Source organism: Streptomyces sp. NPDC001634 (assembly GCF_040298185.1).
Classification (GTDB): domain Bacteria; phylum Actinomycetota; class Actinomycetes; order Streptomycetales; family Streptomycetaceae; genus Streptomyces.
On sequence record NZ_JBEOZU010000070.1, the window covers coordinates 26697 to 48376 of the forward strand.

The 21680-nt window shown below is 67.0% G+C and carries 17 protein-coding genes and 1 pseudogene; 2 read left to right on the forward strand and 16 right to left on the reverse strand.

All coding sequences use genetic code 11. The features are described from left to right. Entirely contained in the window at positions 1-309 is a 309-nt protein-coding gene (gene rpsJ, locus ABT186_RS34850) for a 30S ribosomal protein S10 (protein WP_003948644.1), read from the reverse strand. A 473-nt stretch (positions 310-782) separates the two neighbouring features. On the opposite strand from rpsJ, the gene ABT186_RS34855 reads away from it, so the two are divergent. Continuing rightward, the gene (locus ABT186_RS34855; protein WP_351928462.1) at positions 783-1091 is read left to right on the forward strand and encodes a YrhB domain-containing protein; all 309 of its coding nucleotides are present in this window, start codon (positions 783-785) and stop codon (positions 1089-1091) included. On the opposite strand, the gene ABT186_RS34860 is transcribed toward ABT186_RS34855, so the two are convergent. Continuing rightward, complete coding sequence (locus ABT186_RS34860; protein ID WP_351928464.1) at positions 1081-1500, reverse strand: hypothetical protein; 420 nt, start codon at positions 1498-1500, stop codon at positions 1081-1083. The genes ABT186_RS34855 and ABT186_RS34860 overlap by 11 nt on opposite strands. Before the next feature lie 146 nt (positions 1501-1646). Here ABT186_RS34860 and ABT186_RS34865 point away from each other — a divergent pair, with 146 nt between their 5' ends. Next, positions 1647-2129 carry a hypothetical protein gene (locus tag ABT186_RS34865; protein WP_351928466.1) on the forward strand — a complete coding sequence of 161 codons (483 nt, stop codon included), beginning with the start codon at positions 1647-1649 and terminating at the stop codon, positions 2127-2129. A 129-nt stretch (positions 2130-2258) separates the two neighbouring features. On the opposite strand, the gene ABT186_RS34870 is transcribed toward ABT186_RS34865, so the two are convergent. The 14 genes and pseudogenes from ABT186_RS34870 to rplK form a co-directional block, all read right to left on the reverse strand. Beyond that, positions 2259-2612 carry a hypothetical protein gene (locus ABT186_RS34870; protein WP_351222618.1) on the reverse strand — a complete coding sequence of 118 codons (354 nt, stop codon included), beginning with the start codon at positions 2610-2612 and terminating at the stop codon, positions 2259-2261. Between the two features lie 48 nt (positions 2613-2660). Further along, positions 2661-3017 (reverse strand): annotated as a pseudogene (locus ABT186_RS34875) (glycosyl hydrolase 115 family protein); the annotation flags it as partial. A gap of 196 nt (positions 3018-3213) precedes the next feature. After that, positions 3214-4407 carry an elongation factor Tu gene (tuf, locus tag ABT186_RS34880; protein WP_351222616.1) on the reverse strand — a complete coding sequence of 398 codons (1194 nt, stop codon included), beginning with the start codon at positions 4405-4407 and terminating at the stop codon, positions 3214-3216. A gap of 180 nt (positions 4408-4587) precedes the next feature. Continuing rightward, positions 4588-6714: an elongation factor G gene (gene fusA, locus ABT186_RS34885; RefSeq protein WP_351222614.1), complete on the reverse strand. Its 2127-nt coding sequence runs from the start codon at positions 6712-6714 to the stop codon at positions 4588-4590. 39 nt (positions 6715-6753) lie between these two features. Beyond that, positions 6754-7224: a 30S ribosomal protein S7 gene (rpsG, locus tag ABT186_RS34890; protein ID WP_009330725.1), complete on the reverse strand. Its 471-nt coding sequence runs from the start codon at positions 7222-7224 to the stop codon at positions 6754-6756. A 2-nt stretch (positions 7225-7226) separates the two neighbouring features. Next, positions 7227-7598 (reverse strand): 30S ribosomal protein S12, encoded by a 372-nt coding sequence (rpsL, locus tag ABT186_RS34895; protein ID WP_003948652.1) that lies wholly within the window; start codon positions 7596-7598, stop codon positions 7227-7229. Positions 7599-8655: 1057 nt separating this feature from the next. Next, on the reverse strand, positions 8656-12555 hold the full coding sequence (locus tag ABT186_RS34900) for a DNA-directed RNA polymerase subunit beta' (RefSeq protein ID WP_351928468.1): 3900 nt from the start codon (positions 12553-12555) through the stop codon (positions 8656-8658). Between the two features lie 106 nt (positions 12556-12661). After that, entirely contained in the window at positions 12662-16147 is a 3486-nt protein-coding gene (gene rpoB, locus ABT186_RS34905; protein WP_351233901.1) for a DNA-directed RNA polymerase subunit beta, read from the reverse strand. Between the two features lie 731 nt (positions 16148-16878). Beyond that, positions 16879-17262 (reverse strand): 50S ribosomal protein L7/L12, encoded by a 384-nt coding sequence (gene rplL, locus ABT186_RS34910; protein ID WP_351233902.1) that lies wholly within the window; start codon positions 17260-17262, stop codon positions 16879-16881. A 114-nt stretch (positions 17263-17376) separates the two neighbouring features. Continuing rightward, positions 17377-17907, reverse strand: a complete 531-nt coding sequence (rplJ, locus tag ABT186_RS34915) for a 50S ribosomal protein L10 (protein ID WP_351233903.1) — start codon at positions 17905-17907, stop codon at positions 17377-17379. A gap of 288 nt (positions 17908-18195) precedes the next feature. Next, a complete protein-coding gene (locus ABT186_RS34920; RefSeq protein ID WP_351233904.1) occupies positions 18196-19044 on the reverse strand; it encodes an SCO4651 family lipoprotein in 849 nt (282 codons plus the stop codon). 254 nt (positions 19045-19298) lie between these two features. Continuing rightward, the gene (locus tag ABT186_RS34925) at positions 19299-20189 is read right to left on the reverse strand and encodes an SCO4651 family lipoprotein (RefSeq protein ID WP_351928470.1); all 891 of its coding nucleotides are present in this window, start codon (positions 20187-20189) and stop codon (positions 19299-19301) included. Between the two features lie 175 nt (positions 20190-20364). Next, the gene (rplA, locus tag ABT186_RS34930; protein WP_351233908.1) at positions 20365-21090 is read right to left on the reverse strand and encodes a 50S ribosomal protein L1; all 726 of its coding nucleotides are present in this window, start codon (positions 21088-21090) and stop codon (positions 20365-20367) included. 103 nt (positions 21091-21193) lie between these two features. Beyond that, the gene (rplK, locus tag ABT186_RS34935; RefSeq protein ID WP_030601313.1) at positions 21194-21628 is read right to left on the reverse strand and encodes a 50S ribosomal protein L11; all 435 of its coding nucleotides are present in this window, start codon (positions 21626-21628) and stop codon (positions 21194-21196) included. Positions 21629-21680 lie beyond the last annotated feature (52 nt).

Below are 21680 nucleotides of genomic sequence, written 5' to 3' on the forward strand. Positions count from 1 at the left end.
TCAGAGCTTGATCTCGATGTCGACACCGGCCGGCAGGTCGAGTCGCATCAGAGAGTCAACGGTCTTGGGGGTGGGGTCGAGAATGTCGATCAGGCGCTTGTGCGTGCGCATCTCGAAGTGCTCGCGCGAGTCCTTGTACTTGTGCGGCGACTTGATGACGCAGTACACGTTCTTCTCAGTGGGCAGCGGCACCGGGCCCGCGACCGACGCACCGGTACGGGTCACCGTCTCGACGATCTTCTTCGCCGAGGAGTCGATGACCTCGTGGTCGTAGGCCTTGAGCCGAATGCGGATCTTCTGTCCCGCCATGGCTACTCCGTAGTCCTGTCTCTTTTAACGCTCTGGAACCCGGCATTCCAGCCCTTCCCTCCGACCCACGCGGTCGGGCGTGTCGCGCTCCCGCTGACACAGATGTCCCTTGTCCGGACATCCCTGTTCTGGGAACACGGCCCTTCCGGAACCGTGGAACCGGGGGTGAGGTGGCCCACCGGGCGCCTGGCCGGTGCCGCGCCCACACTTCCCGGAAGATTCCCGTACGTCCGCCCCAGCGCTGCCGTGAGGCAGTTAGGGCGACGAGTACTGTGGGACTCGCTTCCGGTCCTCCCGGCGGGAGGCGCGCAGCATCAACACTCGACCGAGCAACCCCGCTAGTCTGCCATACGGGGCGGGGGCCTGGCCAATCGGGCCGTAGAGCGTACCCCGGGGGTGACGTAGGTCAAACCCGGGTGGGCTGGGCAGAGGAACACGCCCGGGAAGAGGCGCCCTTCCGTACGATCTTGCGCATGCTGACCCGAGACGAGGCAGTGGCGGCCGCCGCCGCTTATCTGCAGACCCAGGCATATCCGGACCGCCCGGAGTCCGTCGTCATGCTCCCCGACACGGCCGTCGAGTTCCCGTACGGCTGGACCGTGTGCTTCGACTTCAAGGAGCACATCGATACGGGAGACCCCACCCAGGCCCCGTTCAGCCCCGTCATGGTCGCCCCGCACGACGGAACGGCCGCACACTTCGCCCCGACGTTCCCGCCCACGGAGGAGTACATGAGGCTGCGCGCGTCGGGCGAGTGGCCGCCCCGCCGGCTCACCACCTGAACAGCACCCCGCGCCAGGTCCACCCCGCACCGAGGACCGCCTCCAGCAGGGGGTTTCTCATGTCCCGCGGGTCCAGGCGGGCCGTCTCGATCTTGCGCCGGCGGCCGTCGGGACCCCGCTCGTATGTCCACTGACGGGAAACCATGGTCGACGGCCCACGGTCGTAGCGCCGGCCGGAGTGCCCGAGCGGCGAGGTCTCCCACCGCTCGTCGAGCGTACGCACCTCGCGGTTCTCCGGGACGAAGCGCATCCGGGTCCTGAGGGTCACACCCACCTCCCGGACCTGCCACTCCGCCACCAGATCGGCCCTCTCCCCGGGGAGGGCGTTGCGCACACGGAACGGCACGTCCGCCCCATTGAGCGCGAGCAGCGCGCCCCGGATCTCCGCCGCCGGCAGCGGGTACGACACCGCTGTCGGGGTACCTGGTGCCGGTCAGCTTGTCGAAAAAGCCCATCGGGTCAACATAGGGGACGCGTGGAAGATGCCGCCGCCGACGAGGGTTCACCCGCCCCGCAGCGCCCCCCTCCAGCCAGTCGGCGAAGTCGGTGAAGACCATGCCCTCGCGGGCAGCGGGCATCGCCGGTACGAAGAAGGGTTCGAAGCGCTTCTTCATCGTCGCGGCCTGGGCGGGGGACAGCTTCGGGACGACCTCCTTGTTCCAGATGGTGTTGGACTCCTGCTTGTCCGGGGGAAGCGGGGTGCTCCCGTACGGGACGTTCGCCCTCACCGCCGCCGGGTCGCACAGCATGCAGAACGTGTCCCAGGCGTCGCGCCCGGCTCTGTACAGCTGCTCCTCGCTGCCGGGGGCCGTCGGAGCCGAGGACGAAGAACAGCGCCCGGGCGTAGTACTGCGCGGCCCACAGGGCGCGGAAGTCACGCCGGGGGTGGGGCCGCCCGCCGGGGCGGACGTCGGACCCGCGGGCGTGGGGTTCGGTTCCGAGGAGGCGTCCATGACCGTGCATCCGGCGGCCAGTACCGCCCCGGCCGCGCCGGCGAGTCCGGACAGGGTCCGGCGGCGGCTGGGGCCGGACGCCTGATCAGCCGCCACGTCCGTCATGCCGACCGAACGTATGAGCCGCGCCCGGCCCGTCTCCCCGTACGACACCCGCCGTTCCCCCGAACGGCCCGCTCCACGTCCCTCCGGTGCGGGTGGCGTGACCCGAAGATCAGCTCGGCCAGGGGACCATCGACGCGAAGAGGAGGACCGACACCAGTACGGTGCCGGGCGCGAAGGCGGCGAGGACACGGCGCGGGACGACGTTCCGTTCGCTCCATGGCAGGCACCAGCTGACCAGCAGCAGTACGAAGGCGGCGGCGAGGCCGATCCGAAGGACCGTGTACGCGCTGTCGAAGCCCCTGGTGAAACGGTCGGCCACCGCTCCGTCGCAGGCATCGCACGCCATGGGCGTCAGACCGGCGAAGGCGTAGGCCAGCAGGCTCCCGGGAACGGTGAGCACGGTCGCGACCAGCGGCGCGACCCACGCGCGCCGCACGGGTCCGCCCTGTGTGTTGTCCAGCATGTGCTCCACCCAACCGCAGGGCGGAGCCGGCCACATGAGCGCTGGTACTCAGGTGGGCATGCGCAGGCTCTCCAGCGGCCCCAGGTACGTCGCCGGCAGCCCGCCCGTGTCGATCAGCAGCCGTTGCAGCACCACCGTCGGATCCACCCTCCAGAACGTCAGCCGGTGCACCCCGGCCCTGGCGATCATGTGCCGCGTCGCCGTCCTGTTCACGTTGTCGGACGTGTTCCGGGCCCACTGGATGTTCATCAGCCCGTCGTCGGCACCCGCGGCCGCGTTGATGTCGACCGTCTGCGGCGTCCCGTCGTCGAAGGACACGGCGTAGAGGAGGCCGCCCGTCGGCAGCGCCGGGTTGCGCGGCGAGCCGTACGCCCACACCGTCACCTCGCCCGGCGTCAGCAGACCGCGGCGAGACCCGCGCCGAGAACGGCCCTCCGGCTGACGCGTCCGGACGTGGAGGGAGTGAGCCGCGTGGGGAACGGGTCGTACGCGCCGAATACTTTCGTGACAACGGAAACAGCGAAGAGGCCCGTACGACCGAAGTCGTACGGGCCTCTTCAGGTCAGGTGACCCAGGGGTCAGACCCTCAAGAGAGCGGAACTCACTTGTTGATCTTGGTGACCTGGCCGGCGCCCACGGTGCGGCCACCCTCACGGATGGCGAACTTCAGGCCCTCTTCCATGGCGACGGGCTGGATGAGCTCCACCTTCATCTCGGTGTTGTCACCCGGCATGACCATCTCGGTGCCCTCGGGGAGGGTCACGACGCCGGTCACGTCCGTCGTACGGAAGTAGAACTGCGGACGGTAGTTGTTGAAGAACGGCGTGTGGCGGCCACCCTCGTCCTTGGAGAGGATGTAGGCCTGCGCCTCGAACTCGGTGTGCGGGGTGACCGAGCCCGGCTTGATGATGACCTGGCCGCGCTCGACGTCCTCGCGCTTGATGCCGCGGAGCAGCAGACCGACGTTCTCACCGGCCTGGCCCTCGTCGAGCAGCTTGCGGAACATCTCGATGCCGGTGACCGTGGTGGAGGTCTTCTCCGGCTTGATGCCGATGATGTCGACGGTCTCGTTGACCTTGAGGACACCACGCTCGATACGGCCGGTGACGACCGTACCGCGACCGGTGATCGTGAAGACGTCCTCGATCGGCATCAGGAACGGCTTGTCGACGTCACGCTCGGGCTCCGGGATGGAGGTGTCGACGGCGTTCATGAGGTCGAGGACCGACTGGGTCCACTTCTCGTCGCCCTCGAGCGCCTTCAGAGCGGAGACCTGGACGACCGGAACGTCGTCGCCCGGGAACTCGTACTCGGAGAGGAGCTCACGGACCTCGAGCTCGACGAGCTCCAGGATCTCCTCGTCGTCCACCATGTCGGCCTTGTTCAGGGCGACGACGATGTACGGAACGCCGACCTGGCGGGCCAGGAGCACGTGCTCCTTGGTCTGCGGCATCGGGCCGTCGGTGGCGGCGACCACCAGGATCGCGCCGTCCATCTGGGCGGCACCGGTGATCATGTTCTTGATGTAGTCCGCGTGACCCGGGCAGTCGACGTGGGCGTAGTGACGCGACTCGGTCTGGTACTCGACGTGCGCGATGGAGATGGTGATACCGCGCTGGCGCTCCTCGGGCGCCTTGTCGATGTTGTCGAACGGGGTGGCCTCGTTCAGGTCCGGGTACGCGTCGTGCAGCACCTTGGTAATGGCGGCCGTGAGGGTCGTCTTACCGTGGTCGATGTGACCGATGGTGCCGATGTTGACGTGCGGCTTAGTCCGCTCGAACTTCGCCTTCGCCACTGGGGTCCTCCTGTGGAGTGGTTCTGTACGCCTTACTTCATCGGCGCCAGGTGATCTTTGCTGGGGTGCCGCCCGCCGGGGCACTTTCCTTGGGTCGGAATCCACGGAATCCGGGGTTCCTCCCCGGGGTCGGAAACCCCGGCGGTCGGTGTCAAGCCTAAAGCGTGTAAACGGGGTGCGTTACTCGCCCTTGGCCTTCGCGATGATCTCCTCGGCGACGTTCCGCGGAACCTCGGCGTAGGAGTCGAACTGCATGGAGTAGCTGGCGCGGCCGGACGTCTTGCTGCGCAGGTCGCCGACGTAACCGAACATCTCCGAGAGGGGCACGAGACCCTTCACGACGCGGGCACCCGCCCGCTCCTCCATGGCCTGGATCTGGCCACGGCGGGAGTTGATGTCGCCGATGACCTCACCCATGTAGTCCTCGGGCGTGGTGACCTCGACGGCCATCATCGGCTCAAGGAGCACGGGCGAAGCCTTGCGCGCGGCCTCCTTGAAGGCCTGCGAACCGGCGATCTTGAAGGCGAGCTCGGAGGAGTCGACCTCGTGGTAGGCACCGTCGTGAAGGATGACGCGCACGCCGGTCATCTCGTAACCGGCGAGGATGCCGAACTGCATGGCCTCCTGCGCACCGGCGTCGACCGAAGGGATGTACTCCTTCGGGATGCGACCACCGGTCACCTTGTTCACGAACTCGTACGAGGTGTCGCCACCCTCGAGCGGCTCGATGCCGATCTGCACCTTCGCGAACTGGCCGGTACCACCAGTCTGCTTCTTGTGCGTGTAGTCGACGCGCTCGACGGCCTTACGGATCGTCTCGCGGTACGCGACCTGCGGCTTGCCGACGTTGGCCTCGACCTTGAACTCACGGCGCATACGGTCGACCAGCACCTCGAGGTGCAGCTCGCCCATGCCGCCGATGATGGTCTGGCCGGTCTCCTCGTCCGAGTGGACCTGGAAGGAGGGGTCCTCCTCCGCGAGACGCTGGATGGCGACACCCAGCTTCTCCTGGTCGCCCTTGGACTTGGGCTCGATCGCGACCTGGATGACCGGCGCCGGGAAGTCCATGGACTCCAGGATCACCGGGTTCTTGTCGTCGGCCAGCGTCTCACCGGTGGTGGTCTGCTTCAGGCCCATGACGGCGACGATGTCGCCGGCGCCCACCGACTCGATCTCCTCACGCTTGTTGGCGTGCATGCGGTAGATCTTGCCGATGCGCTCCTTCTTGCCCTTGACGGAGTTCAGCACGGCGGTGCCGGACTCCAGGCGGCCCGAGTAGACCCGGACGAAGGTGAGCTTGCCGAGGTGCGGGTCGCTCATGATCTTGAACGCCAGCGCGGACAGCGGCTCCGAGTCGGACGGCTTGCGCCTGACGACCTCCTCCGGGTTGTTGACGGCGTGGCCCTCGATGGCCTCGACGTCAAGCGGGGAGGGGAGGTAGCGCACGACCGCGTCGAGCAGGGGCTGGACGCCCTTGTTCTTGAACGCGGTACCGCAGAACACCGGGGTTACCGTGGTGTCCTTGGACTTGCCGGACGCGATGGTGATACGACGGATCGCCGCGTACAGCTGCTCCTCGGAGGGCTCCTCGCCCTCGAGGTACAGCTCCATGAGCTCCTCGTCGTTCTCCGCGACGGCCTCGAGCAGCTTGCCGCGCCACTCCTCGGCGGCCTCGGTGTGCGTGGCCGGGATGTCGACGACGTCGTACATCTCGCCCTTGGTCGCCTCCGCGGACCAGACCAGGGCCTTCATGCGGACCAGGTCCACAACGCCCTTGAAGTCGGCCTCGGCACCGATCGGCAGCTGCATGACCAGCGGCTGCGCGCCCAGACGGTCGCTGATCATGTCGACGCAGCGGTGGAACTCGGCACCGGTGCGGTCGAGCTTGTTGACGAAGCAGATACGCGGAACGCCGTAGCGGTCCGCCTGACGCCACACCGTCTCGGACTGCGGCTCAACGCCGGCGACGCCGTCGAACACCGTCACGGCACCGTCGAGCACGCGCAGGGAGCGCTCCACCTCGACGGTGAAGTCGACGTGGCCCGGGGTGTCGATGATGTTGATGGTGTGGTCGACGTCTTCCAGCGGCCAATGACAGGTGGTGGCAGCAGAGGTGATCGTGATGCCACGCTCCTGCTCCTGCTCCATCCAGTCCATGGTGGCAGCGCCGTCGTGGACCTCACCGATCTTGTACGACACACCGGTGTAGAACAGGATCCGCTCGGTGGTGGTCGTCTTGCCCGCGTCGATGTGGGCCATGATCCCGATATTGCGGACCTTGGCCAGGTCAAGTGAAGTGGTAGCCATAAGGCTTCAGTCTTCTCTCGGTTCTCGATGGGGTAGCGACTACCAGCGGTAGTGCGCGAAGGCCTTGTTGGACTCGGCCATCTTGTGCGTGTCCTCGCGCTTCTTCACAGCGGCACCGAGGCCGTTGGACGCGTCGAGGAGCTCGTTGAGCAGACGCTCGGTCATGGTCTTCTCGCGACGGGCGCGGGAGTAGCCCACGAGCCAGCGCAGCGCCAGGGTGTTGGCACGGCCGGGCTTGACCTCGACCGGGACCTGGTAGGTGGCGCCACCGACACGGCGGGACTTGACCTCGAGGGTCGGCTTGATGTTCTCGAGAGCGCGCTTGAGCGTGATGACCGGGTCGTTGCCGGTCTTGTCGCGCAGGCCCTCCATGGCGCCGTAAACGATGCGCTCGGCAGTCGAGCGCTTGCCGTTCAGCAGCACCTTGTTGATCAGGGAGGTCACCAGAGGAGAGCCGTAGACCGGGTCGATGATGACCGGGCGCTTCGGGGCGGGGCCCTTACGAGGCATTCTTACTTCTCCTTCTTGGCGCCGTAACGGCTGCGAGCCTGCTTGCGGTTCTTGACACCCTGGGTGTCGAGCGAGCCGCGGATGATCTTGTAGCGAACACCCGGCAGGTCCTTCACACGGCCGCCGCGCACGAGCACGATGGAGTGCTCCTGCAGGTTGTGTCCCTCACCCGGAATGTAAGCGGTGACCTCGATCCCGCTGGTCAGACGCACACGCGCGACCTTACGCAGGGCCGAGTTCGGCTTCTTCGGGGTGGTCGTGAACACACGCGTGCAGACGCCACGACGCTGAGGGGAACCCTCGAGTGCGGGCGTCTTGTTCTTCTCGACCTTGTCCTGCCGGCCCTTGCGGACCAGCTGCTGGATCGTAGGCACTACTTCTCCGGTTTCTGTGTGCCGATGGGTACAGCTAACCTGGAACGTCGCCGACCCACGCGGTCGGGTGTGTCGAATCCCGCAGACTCCCGCCGCAAGGCGAAAAGGGCGCAGATTACGGTGGCCGATGACGGCTCGCTATGCGGTTTGAAGGCACGCACGAGAGCCAGGGCACACCCCAGGCACAAGGTCTGAGCGTACCTAGCTCATTCGCTGTGGTCAAAACAAATGGGCCGCTCCTGCATCGCCGTACGGGGCATGTCAAGCCCATACCTCGCCGACGATCTTCGAATTTGCGATCCATGCACGTCAGAGCAGTGTTCCGCGATCTTCGAGTTGTCACTTCGCGCTTGTCGTCCGGACGCGAGGATCAGACCCATATGGTCTCCCGGATCACCGGTACGGCGCACCTCGGAGCGCGCAGCGTATTCCGGGAGGCCGGCGAGGCCGATGACCGATGGGCTGAGCAGCCCGCGTACGGGCACGGCGGCCGCCGTCAGGGGTACAGGACCCTGGGTCAGCGGGGCTGACGGGCCGCCTGGGCCCGCCTCTCCAACTCGGGCCGCTCCGGCCGCACTTCGGCGTGCCCCACGCTCAACACGACGCGACACGGCTCACGGTCGGCGCGCCCGGCGGACAGCGACGACAACGGCGCCGCCGGGACTGTCACGGCGGAGGCGACACGGCGCATCTCCATGCGCCGAACCGGCCTTCATATCAGGGCCGTTGGCGAAGGGAAGACCTTCACGGGATGCGGGGAACCGCCGAACGACGGACAGGGTTGCGGAGTCCGTATGAGCCGTACTTGTACTTGCTGGTATCCGCCGCCCCCTCTCCGAGTTCCTGCCGTTGGACGGCGGGCTCCGGACGGCGGGTCCGGCGCCCACAGACAGCGCTGCCAGGCCGTGCGCCTCGGCGGCCGCCGAGGCGGCGGTCGCCCGGGCCAGGAACTTCGGATGCAGGCACTGAGGCCCCCTCGCAACGCAGGCTCCCCCACAACGGCGGAGGCCCCCGCACCGACGTGCGGGGGCCTCTGCCGTACTAGCGGGACATGCGCCTACTGGTTGTACGGACCGTAGTCGTAGTCCTCCAGCGGCACGGCCTGGCCGGAGCCCGTGCCGAACGGCGAGTAGTCGATGTCGTCGTAGCCGACGGCCGAGTACATCGCGGCCTTGGCCTCCTCGGTCGGCTCGACCCGGATGTTGCGGTAGCGGGACAGACCCGTACCGGCCGGGATGAGCTTACCGATGATGACGTTCTCCTTGAGGCCGATGAGCGAGTCGGACTTGGCGTTGATCGCCGCGTCGGTGAGGACTCGCGTCGTCTCCTGGAAGGACGCCGCCGACAGCCAGGACTCCGTGGCCAGCGAGGCCTTGGTGATACCCATGAGCTGCGGACGACCGGAGGCCGGGTGACCGCCCTCCTGGACCACACGACGGTTCTCGTGCTCGAACTTCGAGCGCTCGACCAGCTCGCCGGGCAGCAGCTCGGCGTCGCCGGACTCGATGATCGTCACGCGGCGCAGCATCTGCCGGATGATGATCTCGATGTGCTTGTCGTGGATCGACACACCCTGCGAGTTGTACACCTTCTGGACCTCGCCGACCAGGTGGACCTGGACGGCACGCTGGCCCAGGATGCGCAGCACGTCGTGCGGGTTGGTGGCACCCACGGTGAGCTTCTGGCCCACCTCGACGTGCTCGCCCTCGCTGACCAGGAGTCGGGCACGCTTCGAGATCGGGTACGCCGTCTCGTCGCTGCCGTCGTCCGGCGTGATGACGATCTTCTTGGTCTTCTCGGTCTCCTCGATCCGCACGCGGCCCTGGGCCTCGGAGATCGGGGCGACACCCTTCGGGGTACGGGCCTCGAAGAGCTCGACGACACGCGGCAGACCCTGGGTGATGTCGTCACCGGCCACACCACCGGTGTGGAAGGTACGCATCGTCAGCTGGGTGCCGGGCTCACCGATGGACTGGGCGGCGATGATGCCGACCGCCTCACCGATGTCGACCAGCTTGCCGGTGGCCAGCGAACGGCCGTAGCACATCGCGCAGGTGCCGACGGCGGACTCGCAGGTCAGGACCGAGCGGGTCTTGACCTCCTCGACGCCGCGGGAGACGAGCTCCTCGATGAGTACGTCGCCCAGGTCGGTGCCGGCCGGGGCCAGCACCTGGCCGTCGACGACGATGTCCTCGGCGAGGCAGCGCGCGTACACGGACGTCTCGACGTTCTCCGCCTTGCGCAGCACGCCGTCCGCACCGCGCTCCGCGATGTGGAGCTTGAGGCCGCGCTCGGTGCCGCAGTCCTCCTCGCGAATGATGACGTCCTGCGACACGTCCACCAGACGACGGGTCAGGTAACCCGAGTCGGCGGTACGCAGAGCGGTGTCCGCGAGACCCTTACGGGCACCGTGCGTGGAGATGAAGTACTCCAGCACGGACAGGCCCTCACGGAAGGACGCCTTGATGGGACGCGGGATCGTCTCGTTCTTCGCGTTCGACACCAGACCACGCATACCGGCAATCTGACGCATCTGCATCATGTTGCCTCGTGCACCCGAGTTCACCATCATGAAGATCGGGTTGGTCTTCGGGAAGTTGTCGTTCATCGCCTCGGCGACCTCGTTGGTCGCCTTGGTCCAGATCGCGATGAGTTCCTGCGTGCGCTCGTCCTTGGTGATCAGACCGCGCTCGTACTGCTTCTGGACCTTCTCGTCCTGCGCCTCGTAGCCCTTGACGATCTCCTTCTTCGCCTCGGGAACGACGACGTCGGAGATGGCGACGGTGACGCCGGAACGGGTGGCCCAGTAGAAGCCGGACGCCTTCAGGTTGTCGAGCGTCGCCGCCACGATGACCTTCGGGTAGCGCTCGGCGAGGTCGTTGACGATCTCGGAGAGCTGCTTCTTGCCGACCTCGTAGTCGACGAACGGGTAGTCCTCGGGCAGCAGCTCGTTGAAGAGCGCACGACCCAGCGTGGTCCTCAGACGGAAGCTGTCACCCTGCTGCCACTCCGGCTCACCCTCCTCCTGCGCCGGCGGGGTCCAGCCGCGCGGCGGGATGGTGCCCACCGGGAAGCGGATGTCCACGCGCGACTGCAGCGAGAGCTCGCCGGCGTCGAACGCCATGATCGCCTCGGCCACGGACGCGAAGGAGCGGTCCTCGCCCTTCACATTCCGCATCTCGCCGTCCGTGGTCAGGAAGAACAGACCGAGGACCATGTCCTGGGTCGGCATCGTGACCGGGCGGCCGTCGGCCGGCTTGAGGATGTTGTTCGAGGACAGCATCAGGATGCGGGCCTCGGCCTGCGCCTCCGCGGACAGCGGCAGGTGCACGGCCATCTGGTCACCGTCGAAGTCCGCGTTGAACGCGGTGCAGACGAGCGGGTGGATCTGGATGGCCTTGCCCTCGACCAGCTGCGGCTCGAAGGCCTGGATGCCGAGGCGGTGCAGGGTGGGGGCACGGTTCAGCAGAACCGGGTGCTCCGCGATGACCTCTTCCAGCACGTCGTACACGACCGTGCGGCCGCGCTCGACCATGCGCTTGGCGCTCTTGATGTTCTGCGCGTGGTTCAGGTCGACCAGGCGCTTCATCACGAACGGCTTGAAGAGCTCCAGCGCCATCGCCTTCGGCAGACCGCACTGGTGCAGCTTCAGCTGCGGACCGACGACGATCACGGAACGCGCCGAGTAGTCGACACGCTTGCCGAGCAGGTTCTGACGGAATCGACCCTGCTTACCCTTCAGCATGTCGCTGAGGGACTTCAGCGGGCGGTTGCCGGGGCCCGTGACCGGGCGGCCGCGACGACCGTTGTCGAAGAGGGCGTCAACAGCCTCCTGAAGCATGCGCTTCTCGTTGTTGACGATGATCTCCGGGGCACCGAGGTCCAGGAGCCTCTTCAGACGGTTGTTGCGGTTGATCACACGGCGGTACAGGTCGTTCAGGTCGGAGGTCGCGAAGCGGCCACCGTCCAGCTGCACCATCGGACGCAGGTCCGGCGGGATGACCGGCACGCAGTCGAGGACCATGCCCTTGGGGCTGTTGGAGGTCTGCAGGAAGGCAGACACGACCTTCAGCCGCTTCAGCGCACGGGTCTTCTTCTGGCCCTTGCCGGTACGGATGATCTCGCGGAGCTTCTCGGCCTCCTCTTCGAGGTCGAAGGACTCCAGGCGCTTCTGCAGGGCCTGGGCACCCATCGAACCGTCGAAGTACGTGCCGAAGCGGTCACGCAGCTCGCGGTAGAGCAGCTCGTCGCCCTCGAGGTCCTGGACCTTGAGGTTCTTGAACCGGGTCCACACCTCGTCGAGGCGGTCGATCTCGCGCTGCGCACGGTCGCGCAGCTGCTTCATCTCGCGCTCGGCACCCTCGCGCACCTTGCGGCGCACATCGGCCTTGGCACCCTCGGCCTCCAGCTCGGCCAGGTCGGCCTCGAGCTTCTTGGCGCGGCCCTCGAGGTCGGCGTCGCGACGGTTCTCGATCTGCTGCCGCTCGACGGAGACGTGTGCCTCCAGGGAGGGCAGGTCACGCGTACGGCGCTCCTCGTCGACGTACGTGATCATGTACGCCGCGAAGTAGATGACCTTCTCCAGGTCCTTCGGGGCGAGGTCGAGCAGGTAGCCCAGCCGCGACGGAACACCCTTGAAGTACCAGATGTGCGTGACGGGGGCGGCCAGTTCGATGTGGCCCATCCGCTCACGGCGCACCTTCGCGCGCGTGACCTCGACGCCACAGCGCTCGCAGATGATGCCCTTGAAGCGGACACGCTTGTACTTGCCGCAGTAGCACTCCCAGTCCCGGGTCGGACCGAAGATCTTCTCGCAGAAGAGTCCGTCCTTTTCGGGCTTCAGGGTGCGGTAGTTGATGGTCTCGGGCTTCTTGACCTCGCCGTGGCTCCACTGGCGGATGTCGTCAGCGGTGGCCAGGCCGATCCGGAGCTCGTCGAAGAAGTTGACGTCGAGCACTATGCGTCAATCCCTCTCAGGGTCGTAAGTCTTTGGTCTGAAACGGGGGCCTGGGGGTCGGCGGGGACTGGACCTTCCAGTGGGTCCGGTCCCCGCCGGACTCCCGTCAGACCTCTTCGACGCTGCTCGGCTCGCGCCGGGACAGGTCGATGCCGAGCTCCTCCGCAGCGCGGAAGACGTCCTCGTCGGTGTCACGCATCTCGATGGACATACCGTCGCTGGACAGCACCTCCACATTCAGGCACAGGGACTGCATCTCCTTGATGAGCACCTTGAAGGACTCGGGGATGCCGGGTTCGGGGATGTTCTCGCCCTTGACGATGGCCTCGTAGACCTTCACGCGGCCGGTGACGTCGTCGGACTTGATGGTCAGCAGCTCCTGGAGGGCGTACGCGGCGCCGTAGGCCTCGAGGGCCCACACCTCCATCTCGCCGAAGCGCTGGCCACCGAACTGGGCCTTACCACCCAGCGGCTGCTGGGTGATCATCGAGTACGGACCGGTCGAGCGCGCGTGCAGCTTGTCGTCGACCAGGTGGTGCAGCTTCAGGATGTACATGTACCCGACCGAGATCGGGTCCGGGAACGGCTCACCGGAGCGGCCGTCGAACAGCCGCGCCTTGCCGGACGGGAGGACCAGGCGGTCACCGTCGCGGTTCGGGATGGTGTGCTGGAGCAGACCCGCCAGCTCGTCCTCGCGGGCACCGTCGAAGACCGGGGTCGCGACGTTGGTCCGCGGGTCGACCTGGTCGGCGCCGATGGCCTGCAGGCGCTGGGCCCACTCGTCGGCCAGTCCGGACACGTCCCAGCCGCGGCTGGCGAGCCAGCCGAGGTGGATCTCCAGGACCTGTCCCGGGTTCATTCGGGACGGGACACCCAGCGGGTTGAGGATGATGTCGACCGGGGTGCCGTCCTCCAGGAACGGCATGTCCTCGATCGGCAGGATCTTCGAGATGACACCCTTGTTGCCGTGCCGGCCGGCGAGCTTGTCACCGTCGGTGATCTTGCGCTTCTGCGCCACGTACACGCGCACAAGCTGGTTCACACCCGGGGGAAGCTCGTCGCCCTCCTCGCGGTCGAAGACGCGCACACCGATGACCTTGCCGGTCTCGCCGTGCGGCACCTTCAGCGAGGTGTCACGGACCTCACGGGCCTTCTCACCGAAGATCGCGCGCAGCAGACGCTCCTCGGGGGTCAGCTCGGTCTCACCCTTCGGGGTGACCTTGCCGACGAGGATGTCACCGGCGATGACCTCGGCACCGATGCGGATGATGCCGCGCTCGTCGAGGTCGGCGAGGACCTCCTCGGAGACGTTCGGGATGTCCCGGGTGATCTCCTCGGGGCCGAGCTTGGTGTCACGGGCGTCGACCTCGTGCTCCTCGATGTGGATCGAGGAGAGGACGTCGTCCTGCACGAGGCGCTGCGACAGGATGATCGCGTCCTCGTAGTTGTGACCCTCCCACGGCATGAACGCCACGAGCAGGTTCTTGCCGAGCGCCATCTCGCCGTTCTGGGTGGCCGGACCGTCGGCGAGGACCTGGCCCTCGATGACGCGGTCGCCCTCGTTGACGATGACCTTCTGGTTGACCGAGGTGCCCTGGTTGGAGCGGGCGAACTTGGCCAGGCGGTACGTGATGTACGTGCCGTCGTCGTTGGCCGTGGTGATGTAGTCCGCGGAGACCTCCTGGACCACACCGGCCTTCTCGGCCTTGACGACGTCGCCGGCGTCGACGGCGGAGCGGTACTCCATGCCGGTACCGACGAGCGGGGCCTCCGACTGGATCAGCGGAACGGCCTGGCGCATCATGTTCGCGCCCATGAGGGCACGGTTGGCGTCGTCGTGCTCGAGGAACGGGATCATGGCGGTCGCGACCGACACCATCTGGCGCGGCGAGACGTCCATGTAGTCCACGTCTTCGGGGCTGACGTAGTCGACCTCGCCGCCACGGCGGCGGACGAGGACACGGGCCTCGGCGAAGCGCAGGTCGTCCGCCAGCGTGGCGTTGGCCTGCGCGATGACGAAGCGGTCCTCCTCGTCGGCGGTCAGGTAGTCCACCTCGTCGGTGACCTGGCCGTCGACGACCTTGCGGTACGGCGTCTCGACGAAACCGAACGCGTTCACACGGCCGTACGAGGCGAGCGAACCGATCAGACCGATGTTCGGGCCTTCAGGGGTCTCGATCGGGCACATGCGGCCGTAGTGCGAGGGGTGCACGTCACGGACCTCGAAGCCGGCCCGCTCACGGGAGAGACCACCCGGACCGAGCGCGGACAGACGCCGCTTGTGCGTCAGACCGGACAGCGGGTTGTTCTGGTCCATGAACTGGGACAGCTGGCTGGTGCCGAAGAACTCCTTGATGGAGGCGACGACCGGCCGGATGTTGATCAGGGTCTGCGGCGTGATCGCCTCGACGTCCTGAGTGGTCATGCGCTCGCGCACGACGCGCTCCATACGCGCCAGACCCGTACGGACCTGGTTCTGGATGAGCTCGCCGACGCTGCGCAGGCGGCGGTTGCCGAAGTGGTCGATGTCGTCGGTCTCGACGACGATCGTCTGACCGCTGTCGCCGACCGTCTCGATCTCGCCCGCGTGCAGCTTCACCAGGTACTTGATCGTCGAGATGACGTCCTCGACGGTCAGGATGCCCGCGTCGAGCGGAGCGTCCGCACCCAGCTTCTTGTTGACCTTGTAGCGGCCGACCTTCGCGAGGTCGTAGCGCTTCGGGTTGAAGTAGAGGTTCTCCAGCAGCGTCTGCGCGGCCTCACGCGTGGGGGGCTCACCCGGACGCAGCTTGCGGTAGATGTCGAGCAGCGCGTCGTCCTGGCCCTGGGTGTGGTCCTTCTCCAGGGTGGCGCGCATGGACTCGTAGTCGCCGAACTCCTCGAGGATCTGCTCGGTCGTCCAGCCGAGCGCCTTCAGGAGGACGGTCACGGACTGCTTGCGCTTGCGGTCGATGCGGACACCGACCATGTCGCGCTTGTCGATCTCCATCTCCAGCCAGGCACCCCGGGAGGGGATGATCTTGGCGGAGAAGATGTCCTTGTCGGACGTCTTGTCGATGGTGGAGTCGAAGTAGACACCGGGGGAACGGACCAGCTGCGACACCACGACACGCTCGGTGCCGTTGATGACGAAGGTGCCCTTGTTCGTCATGAGCGGGAAGTCGCCCATGAAGACAGTCTGGGACTTGATCTCGCCGGTCTCGTTGTTGGTGAACTCGGCCGTGACGAAGAGGGGCGCGGCGTAGGTGAAGTCGCGCTCCTTGCACTCGTCGATCGAGTTCTTCGGCGGCTCGAAGCGGTGGTCCCGGAACGTCAGGGACATCGACCCGGAGAAGTCCTCGATCGGGGAGATCTCCTCGAAGATCTCCTCCAGACCGGACTTGGTGGGGACGTCCTGACCGTTCTCAAGAGCCTCCTCGACCCGACTCTGCCACGCAGTGTTGCCGAGCAGCCAGTCGAAGCTCTCGGTCTGCAGCGCGAGCAGGTTCGGAACCTCGAGAGGCTCCTTGATCTTTGCAAAGGAGATGCGCAGCGGGGCGGTGCTGGCGCCGTTGTTCGTATTCGCGGTCGAGGCGTTGCGCGAGGCGGCCAAGAGGGGGTCCTTCCGAGGGCTCGGACTCACTACGCGCGTACCGGTCCCCCGCCAGGCACAGAGATGGAAAGTCCCAGGTCAGAGACTCTTCAGTCGTCGGTGCTCAAGCAAGGGCATGCTCCTGGTGACGGGCAGGAGGCAGCTAACAGGCAGCGCAAAGGGTCAGTGTAGCCACTTGGCACACTGATGTCCAGTGCGGGTTTACAGGCTCCCGACGGAGGCCCTCGTTGTTCCTCAACACCTGCGGCAAGCCACGCCCTCGATGCACATCGATACTGCCCTCTTCGTCGTCGATCCATGCCTCGGATCCGGATCGTTGTGACGACGCGTCCTGAGAATTGCGCGCTGCGTGCAGTTCGTCAAGGCCCCCATTGCCCAAACCGGATGCTGCCATCGTCACTTGCAGCCCGTCACCGGGAACCCTCGGAGGCACGACGAAGATCACCATACTCCCCGCGGCGACGGGTGCAAGGCAGCCGTCGCCGGACCCCCCGGAACGCCGAAGAGCGACCACCCGGATGGATGATCGCTCGTCGATGCGCCCGCGTTACAGCCCTACGAGTGAGCCGTGACCGACCCGTGCCCGGGCCGTGTCCGGCGTTCGAGTGAACCGTGATCGGCGTGCACAGCAGGGCCGTACGGAGCGTTCAGCCCCGTACGGCCCAGTGAGTCCTGTGCGGACCCGTGAGTCCGGTGCGGACCCGTGAGTCCGGTGCGGACCCGCAGAGGTGTTACTTGACCTCGACGGAGGCGCCGGCGCCCTTGAGGGACTCGGCGGCCTTCTCGGCGGCGTCCTTGGCGACCTTCTCCAGGACGGGCTTCGGAGCGCCGTCCACGAGGTCCTTGGCCTCCTTCAGACCCAGGGAGGTCAGCTCGCGCACGACCTTGATGACCTGGATCTTCTTGTCGCCGGCGCCGGTGAGGATGACGTCGAACTCGTCCTTCTCCTCCTCGGCCTCGACCGGGGCGCCGGGGACGGCGGGACCGGCGACGGCGACCGCGGCGGCGGCGGTGACGTCGAACTTCTCCTCGAACGCCTTCACGAACTCGGAGAGCTCGATGAGGGTCATCTCCTCGAACTGCGCGAGCAGGTCTTCCTGGCTGAGCTTCGCCATGATGGGCGATCCTTCCACTAATTCGGCTGGTGCCGGATGTACATGTCTGGCGGGCGTACGTTCGGCCCGCTACGACCGCTGCCTCAGGCGGCTACGGTCATTTCGCGAGCCGAATTACTCGGCACCGCCCTGCTCGGCCTGCTTGGCGCGCAGCGCGTCCACGGTGCGGACGAGCTTCGACGGGAGCGCCTGGAAGACCTGAGCAGCCTGGGTCTGCTTGCCCTTGAAGGCGCCCGCCAGCTTGGCGAGCAGAACCTCGCGGGACTCGAGGTCCGCAAGCTTCTTGATCTCGTCGGCGGACAGCGCCTTGCCTTCAAGGACACCGCCCTTGATGACGAGCGCGGGGTTGTCCTTGGCGAAGTCACGAAGACCCTTCGCCGACTCCACCGGGTCACCGGTGACGAAGGCGACCGCCGTCGGACCGTTGAACAGGTCGTCGAGCGTCGTGATCCCGGCCTCGTTGGCCGCAATCTTGGTCAGCGTGTTCTTCACCACGGCGTACTGGGCGTTCTCACCGAGCGAACGACGCAGCGTCTTGAGCTGCGCCACGGTGAGACCCCGGTACTCGGTCAGCACGGCGGCGTTCGAGCTGCGGAACTGCTCCGCGAGCTCGGCTACCGCGGCAGCCTTGTCGGGCCTTGCCATAGAGCGTCGGCCTCCTTCCGGGTGATGAGACCGCTCGGAAGGGGCTGGGCAAAACGAAACGCCCCGGCGCAGGCGCACGGGGCGGACTCGACCGGCCGCACGCACGGATACCGCACGCACTCCGGGAGTTCTTCCACTGTCACCTGCGCGGGTCGTCCGCAGTTCAGCGGATCCTTCGGCCACCGCGCCCTCATCCGAGCGCACGGCAACGACCAGCGGTCTTTGGCTTCCGTAGGAGAGTACGGGAACGGATCGCCGTCAAGCAAATCCGCTCCCCGGGCTCGGCTCTCAGCTCTGCTTGGCGTCCTTCATCAGGTCGGTGAGGGAGACCGTGTCCTTGGCGGGCGGGGCCGTCACCGTCACCGGCTTGTTGAAGTCCAGGAAGGTGATGGTCATGTCGAGGCGGCCCTTGTCGGCGTCGCTGCGCATCCGGAACTGCTTGGTGTGGTCGCCGCCGTCGACCCACAGATCCATGGTGATCGTGCGAGCGCCCATCTTCTCGTACTGGTCGAGGCCCTTCTCGCGCCGTTCGCGGGTGTCCTTGTCCAGCTTCTGCTCCCTGAGGGAGGCACGCAGGTCGTCGAGGGTGAACCGGCCCGTGTAGTGGATGGCCTTCACACCGTCGACGGTCTCGGTGCCGACCTTCGTGACGTGCTTGGAGCCCGTGAGGAACGTGGACTCCTGGGCCGGGTTCCGGTCGGCCTGGCCGCCGCCGAACTGATTCGAGTTCAGTCCCTTGTCCGCGCCGAGGGCGGCCAGGTCGAACTTGATCCAGCTCTTGCCGTTCATCTCCTTGGCAGCCTCGGCTCCCCCACCGATGTACATCGCCTTGTCGACGAGCCGGATCTCGACCGGGCCCTTGGCGTGCTGGTTCTCGGCCGTCATCTTCATGGCCATGGCGACCGGCTTCATCTTCATCGCGGCCTCGCCGGAGACCCGGCCCGCGCCCGGGACCGTGCCGGTCATCCGGTAGCGGAGGGACGTGATCTTCTCGGTGTTCTTCGCGGCCTTGGCCACGGCCGCGGCGGGCGTCATCCGCGGCTCCCCCGCATCACCCTTCGTACAGCCGACCACTCCCCCGGAAGCCAGAACCACAACAAGCCCGGCCCCCGCCGCTGCGCGCACAGAAATCCCCATGATTCCCCCCAGTGAACAGATGAGCGATACACAGACAAGCGGCGAGCTTATCCGGGTGGGGGCCGGGAGGCTCGTGATTTCTGGGGGTGGGGGAGGCCGGGGCATGGGGGTGGGTACACATCGTCCGTCGATGGGCGGAGCCTGGCCGCAGGGCCCGTCCGAAGGAGGCGGCACGCCCTGGCCAGGCGGCGGGCCGAGAACCCGAGATGCCGATGATGCCGATGCGACGCGGAAGCGATACGCGCCACGCCCGTTCATCGGCTCGACGAGCCCTGCGTGCTCACCAGTTCCTTGAAGTCGGCGGTCTCCGCCGCAGGCGGCTTTGCGGCCGAGACCTTCACGCCGTAGTCGCGGTAGTACGCCGTGGAGGACATCCGTCCGGTCGACAGCTCGCCCTTCTCGACCTTCTTGACCAGCAGGTCATGGTCGTCGACCCAGATGTCGACGGTCTCCGTGGTGACCCCCGCCTGCTCCAGCTGCTCCTTGAGACCGGCCGCGTCCTCGCCGCCGAGGGCCGCCGTGGTGACCGTGCCCGAGTAGTGCGTGGTGCGCCGGCCGCGTACCGTCTCGTCGCCGACCCTCCGTACGTCCCCGGCGGCCAGCAACAGCCGCACCGGCTGGAGCGGGGCGGTGTTGCGCAGCTGGTCCGTCAGATACGCCCCCGAGCCGCCCGGAAGGGCCGCCAGGTCGTCGTACGCGTACTTGATCCAGCGCCTGCCGTGCAGACGGCGGGCGAACGTGGCGCCGACCTTCGCGTAATAGGCGTCGGGCAGCAGCCGGGCCTCCATGGAGGTGCTGCCCAGCGTGCGCATGGTCTCGGCGAGCTGGCCGCCGGTGTACGTGAGGCGGAGCGTGCCCACAGAGGCGCCGGACCAGCCGAGGGCGCCATCGGTCTTCAGGGAGAGCATCGTGCCCATGGCCGTCGTGGACTCGATCCGCGCGGACCCGGCCCTGGCGGTGGCCTTCTCGACGGCCCGCAGAGCGCTCGCCGACCGGGAGTCGACACGGGTGCCACGGCCGCCGGACGCCTCCGAGGAGCCCTTGTGGGAGCCGCCGTCGCCGGAGAGGGTGCACCCCGCCGCGGTGGAGAGCGCCGCGACCACGACGATCGAGAGGATCCCGCGCCTCACGCCCCTGTCCCTCATCTGTTCCCCCTTGTGCGCTCCGTGATCTTCACGCTAACTCCGACACGGGGAAATCGGCACGCACCTCCCGCGAAACGGCATGTGCCGCATCTCTCGCACAAAACACGCCGGGCCCCGCACCTCGAAAGGTGCGGGGCCCGGCGTCAGCTGCGCGTGCCCGCGGCTGCCGTCAGGATCAGACGGCGGCCGGGTCCTCCTCGACGAGGAGGTTACGGGTGCGGTTCGGGTCGACCGGAATGCCGGGGCCCATCGTGGTGGTGATGGCGGCCTTCTTGATGTAGCGACCCTTGGCGGCGGACGGCTTCAGACGGATGATCTCCTCGAGCGCCGCACCGTAGTTCTCCACCAGCTTGGCCTCGTCGAAGGACGTCTTGCCGATGATGAAGTGGAGGTTCGAGTGCTTGTCGACGCGGAACTCGATCTTGCCGCCCTTGATGTCGGTGACGGCCTTCGCCACGTCCGGGGTCACGGTGCCGGTCTTGGGGTTCGGCATCAGACCACGGGGACCGAGCACGCGGCCGAGGCGGCCGACCTTGCCCATGAGGTCCGGGGTGGCGACGACGGCGTCGAAGTCCAGACGGCCCTTCGACACCTCGTCGATCAGCTCGTCGGCGCCGACGATGTCGGCGCCCGCGGCACGAGCGGCCTCGGCACGGTCACCGGTCGCGAAGACCAGGACCCGGGCGGTCTTACCGGTGCCGTGCGGGAGGTTCACAGTGCCACGGACCATCTGGTCGGCCTTGCGCGGGTCGACACCCAGACGGAAGGCGACCTCGACGGTGCCGTCGAACTTGGTCGTGGAGGTCTCCTTGGCGAGACGGACGGCCTCGAGCGGGGCGTACAGCTTCTCCCGGTCGATCTTGGCGTCCGCAGCGCGGAGAGCCTTGCTGCGCTTGCTCACAACTGCTCCTGTGTGTTCTGAAAGGAGTCGTGGTACGGGCCGAGCAGGCCCTGCCACGTGCGGCTGCGTATTCGGCAGCTGCATGGTTCTACGAAGGTGGGGTTCAGCCCTCGACCGTGACGCCCATGGAACGGGCGGTGCCGGCGATGATCTTCGCGGCGGCGTCCAGGTCGTTGGCGTTGAGGTCGGGCATCTTCGTCTGGGCGATCTCGCGGACCTGCGCCTGGGTGATCTTGGCGACCTTGGTCTTGTGCGGCTCGCCGGAGCCCTTCTCGATGCCTGCGGCCTTGAGGATCATCTTGGCGGCCGGCGGAGTCTTGGTGACGAAGGTGAAGGAACGGTCCTCGTAGACCGTGATCTCCACCGGGATGACCCAACCGCGCTGCGACTCGGTCGCGGCGTTGTAGGCCTTGCAGAACTCCATGATGTTGACGCCGTGCTGACCCAGCGCCGGGCCGACCGGCGGAGCCGGGTTGGCGGCGCCGGCCTGGATCTGGAGCTTGATGAGCCCCGTGACCTTCTTCTTCTTGGGAGGCATTGCTCTCTCCGGGTCCTTAGTGAGAGTTTTCCGCCGTCCGATCCGGATCATC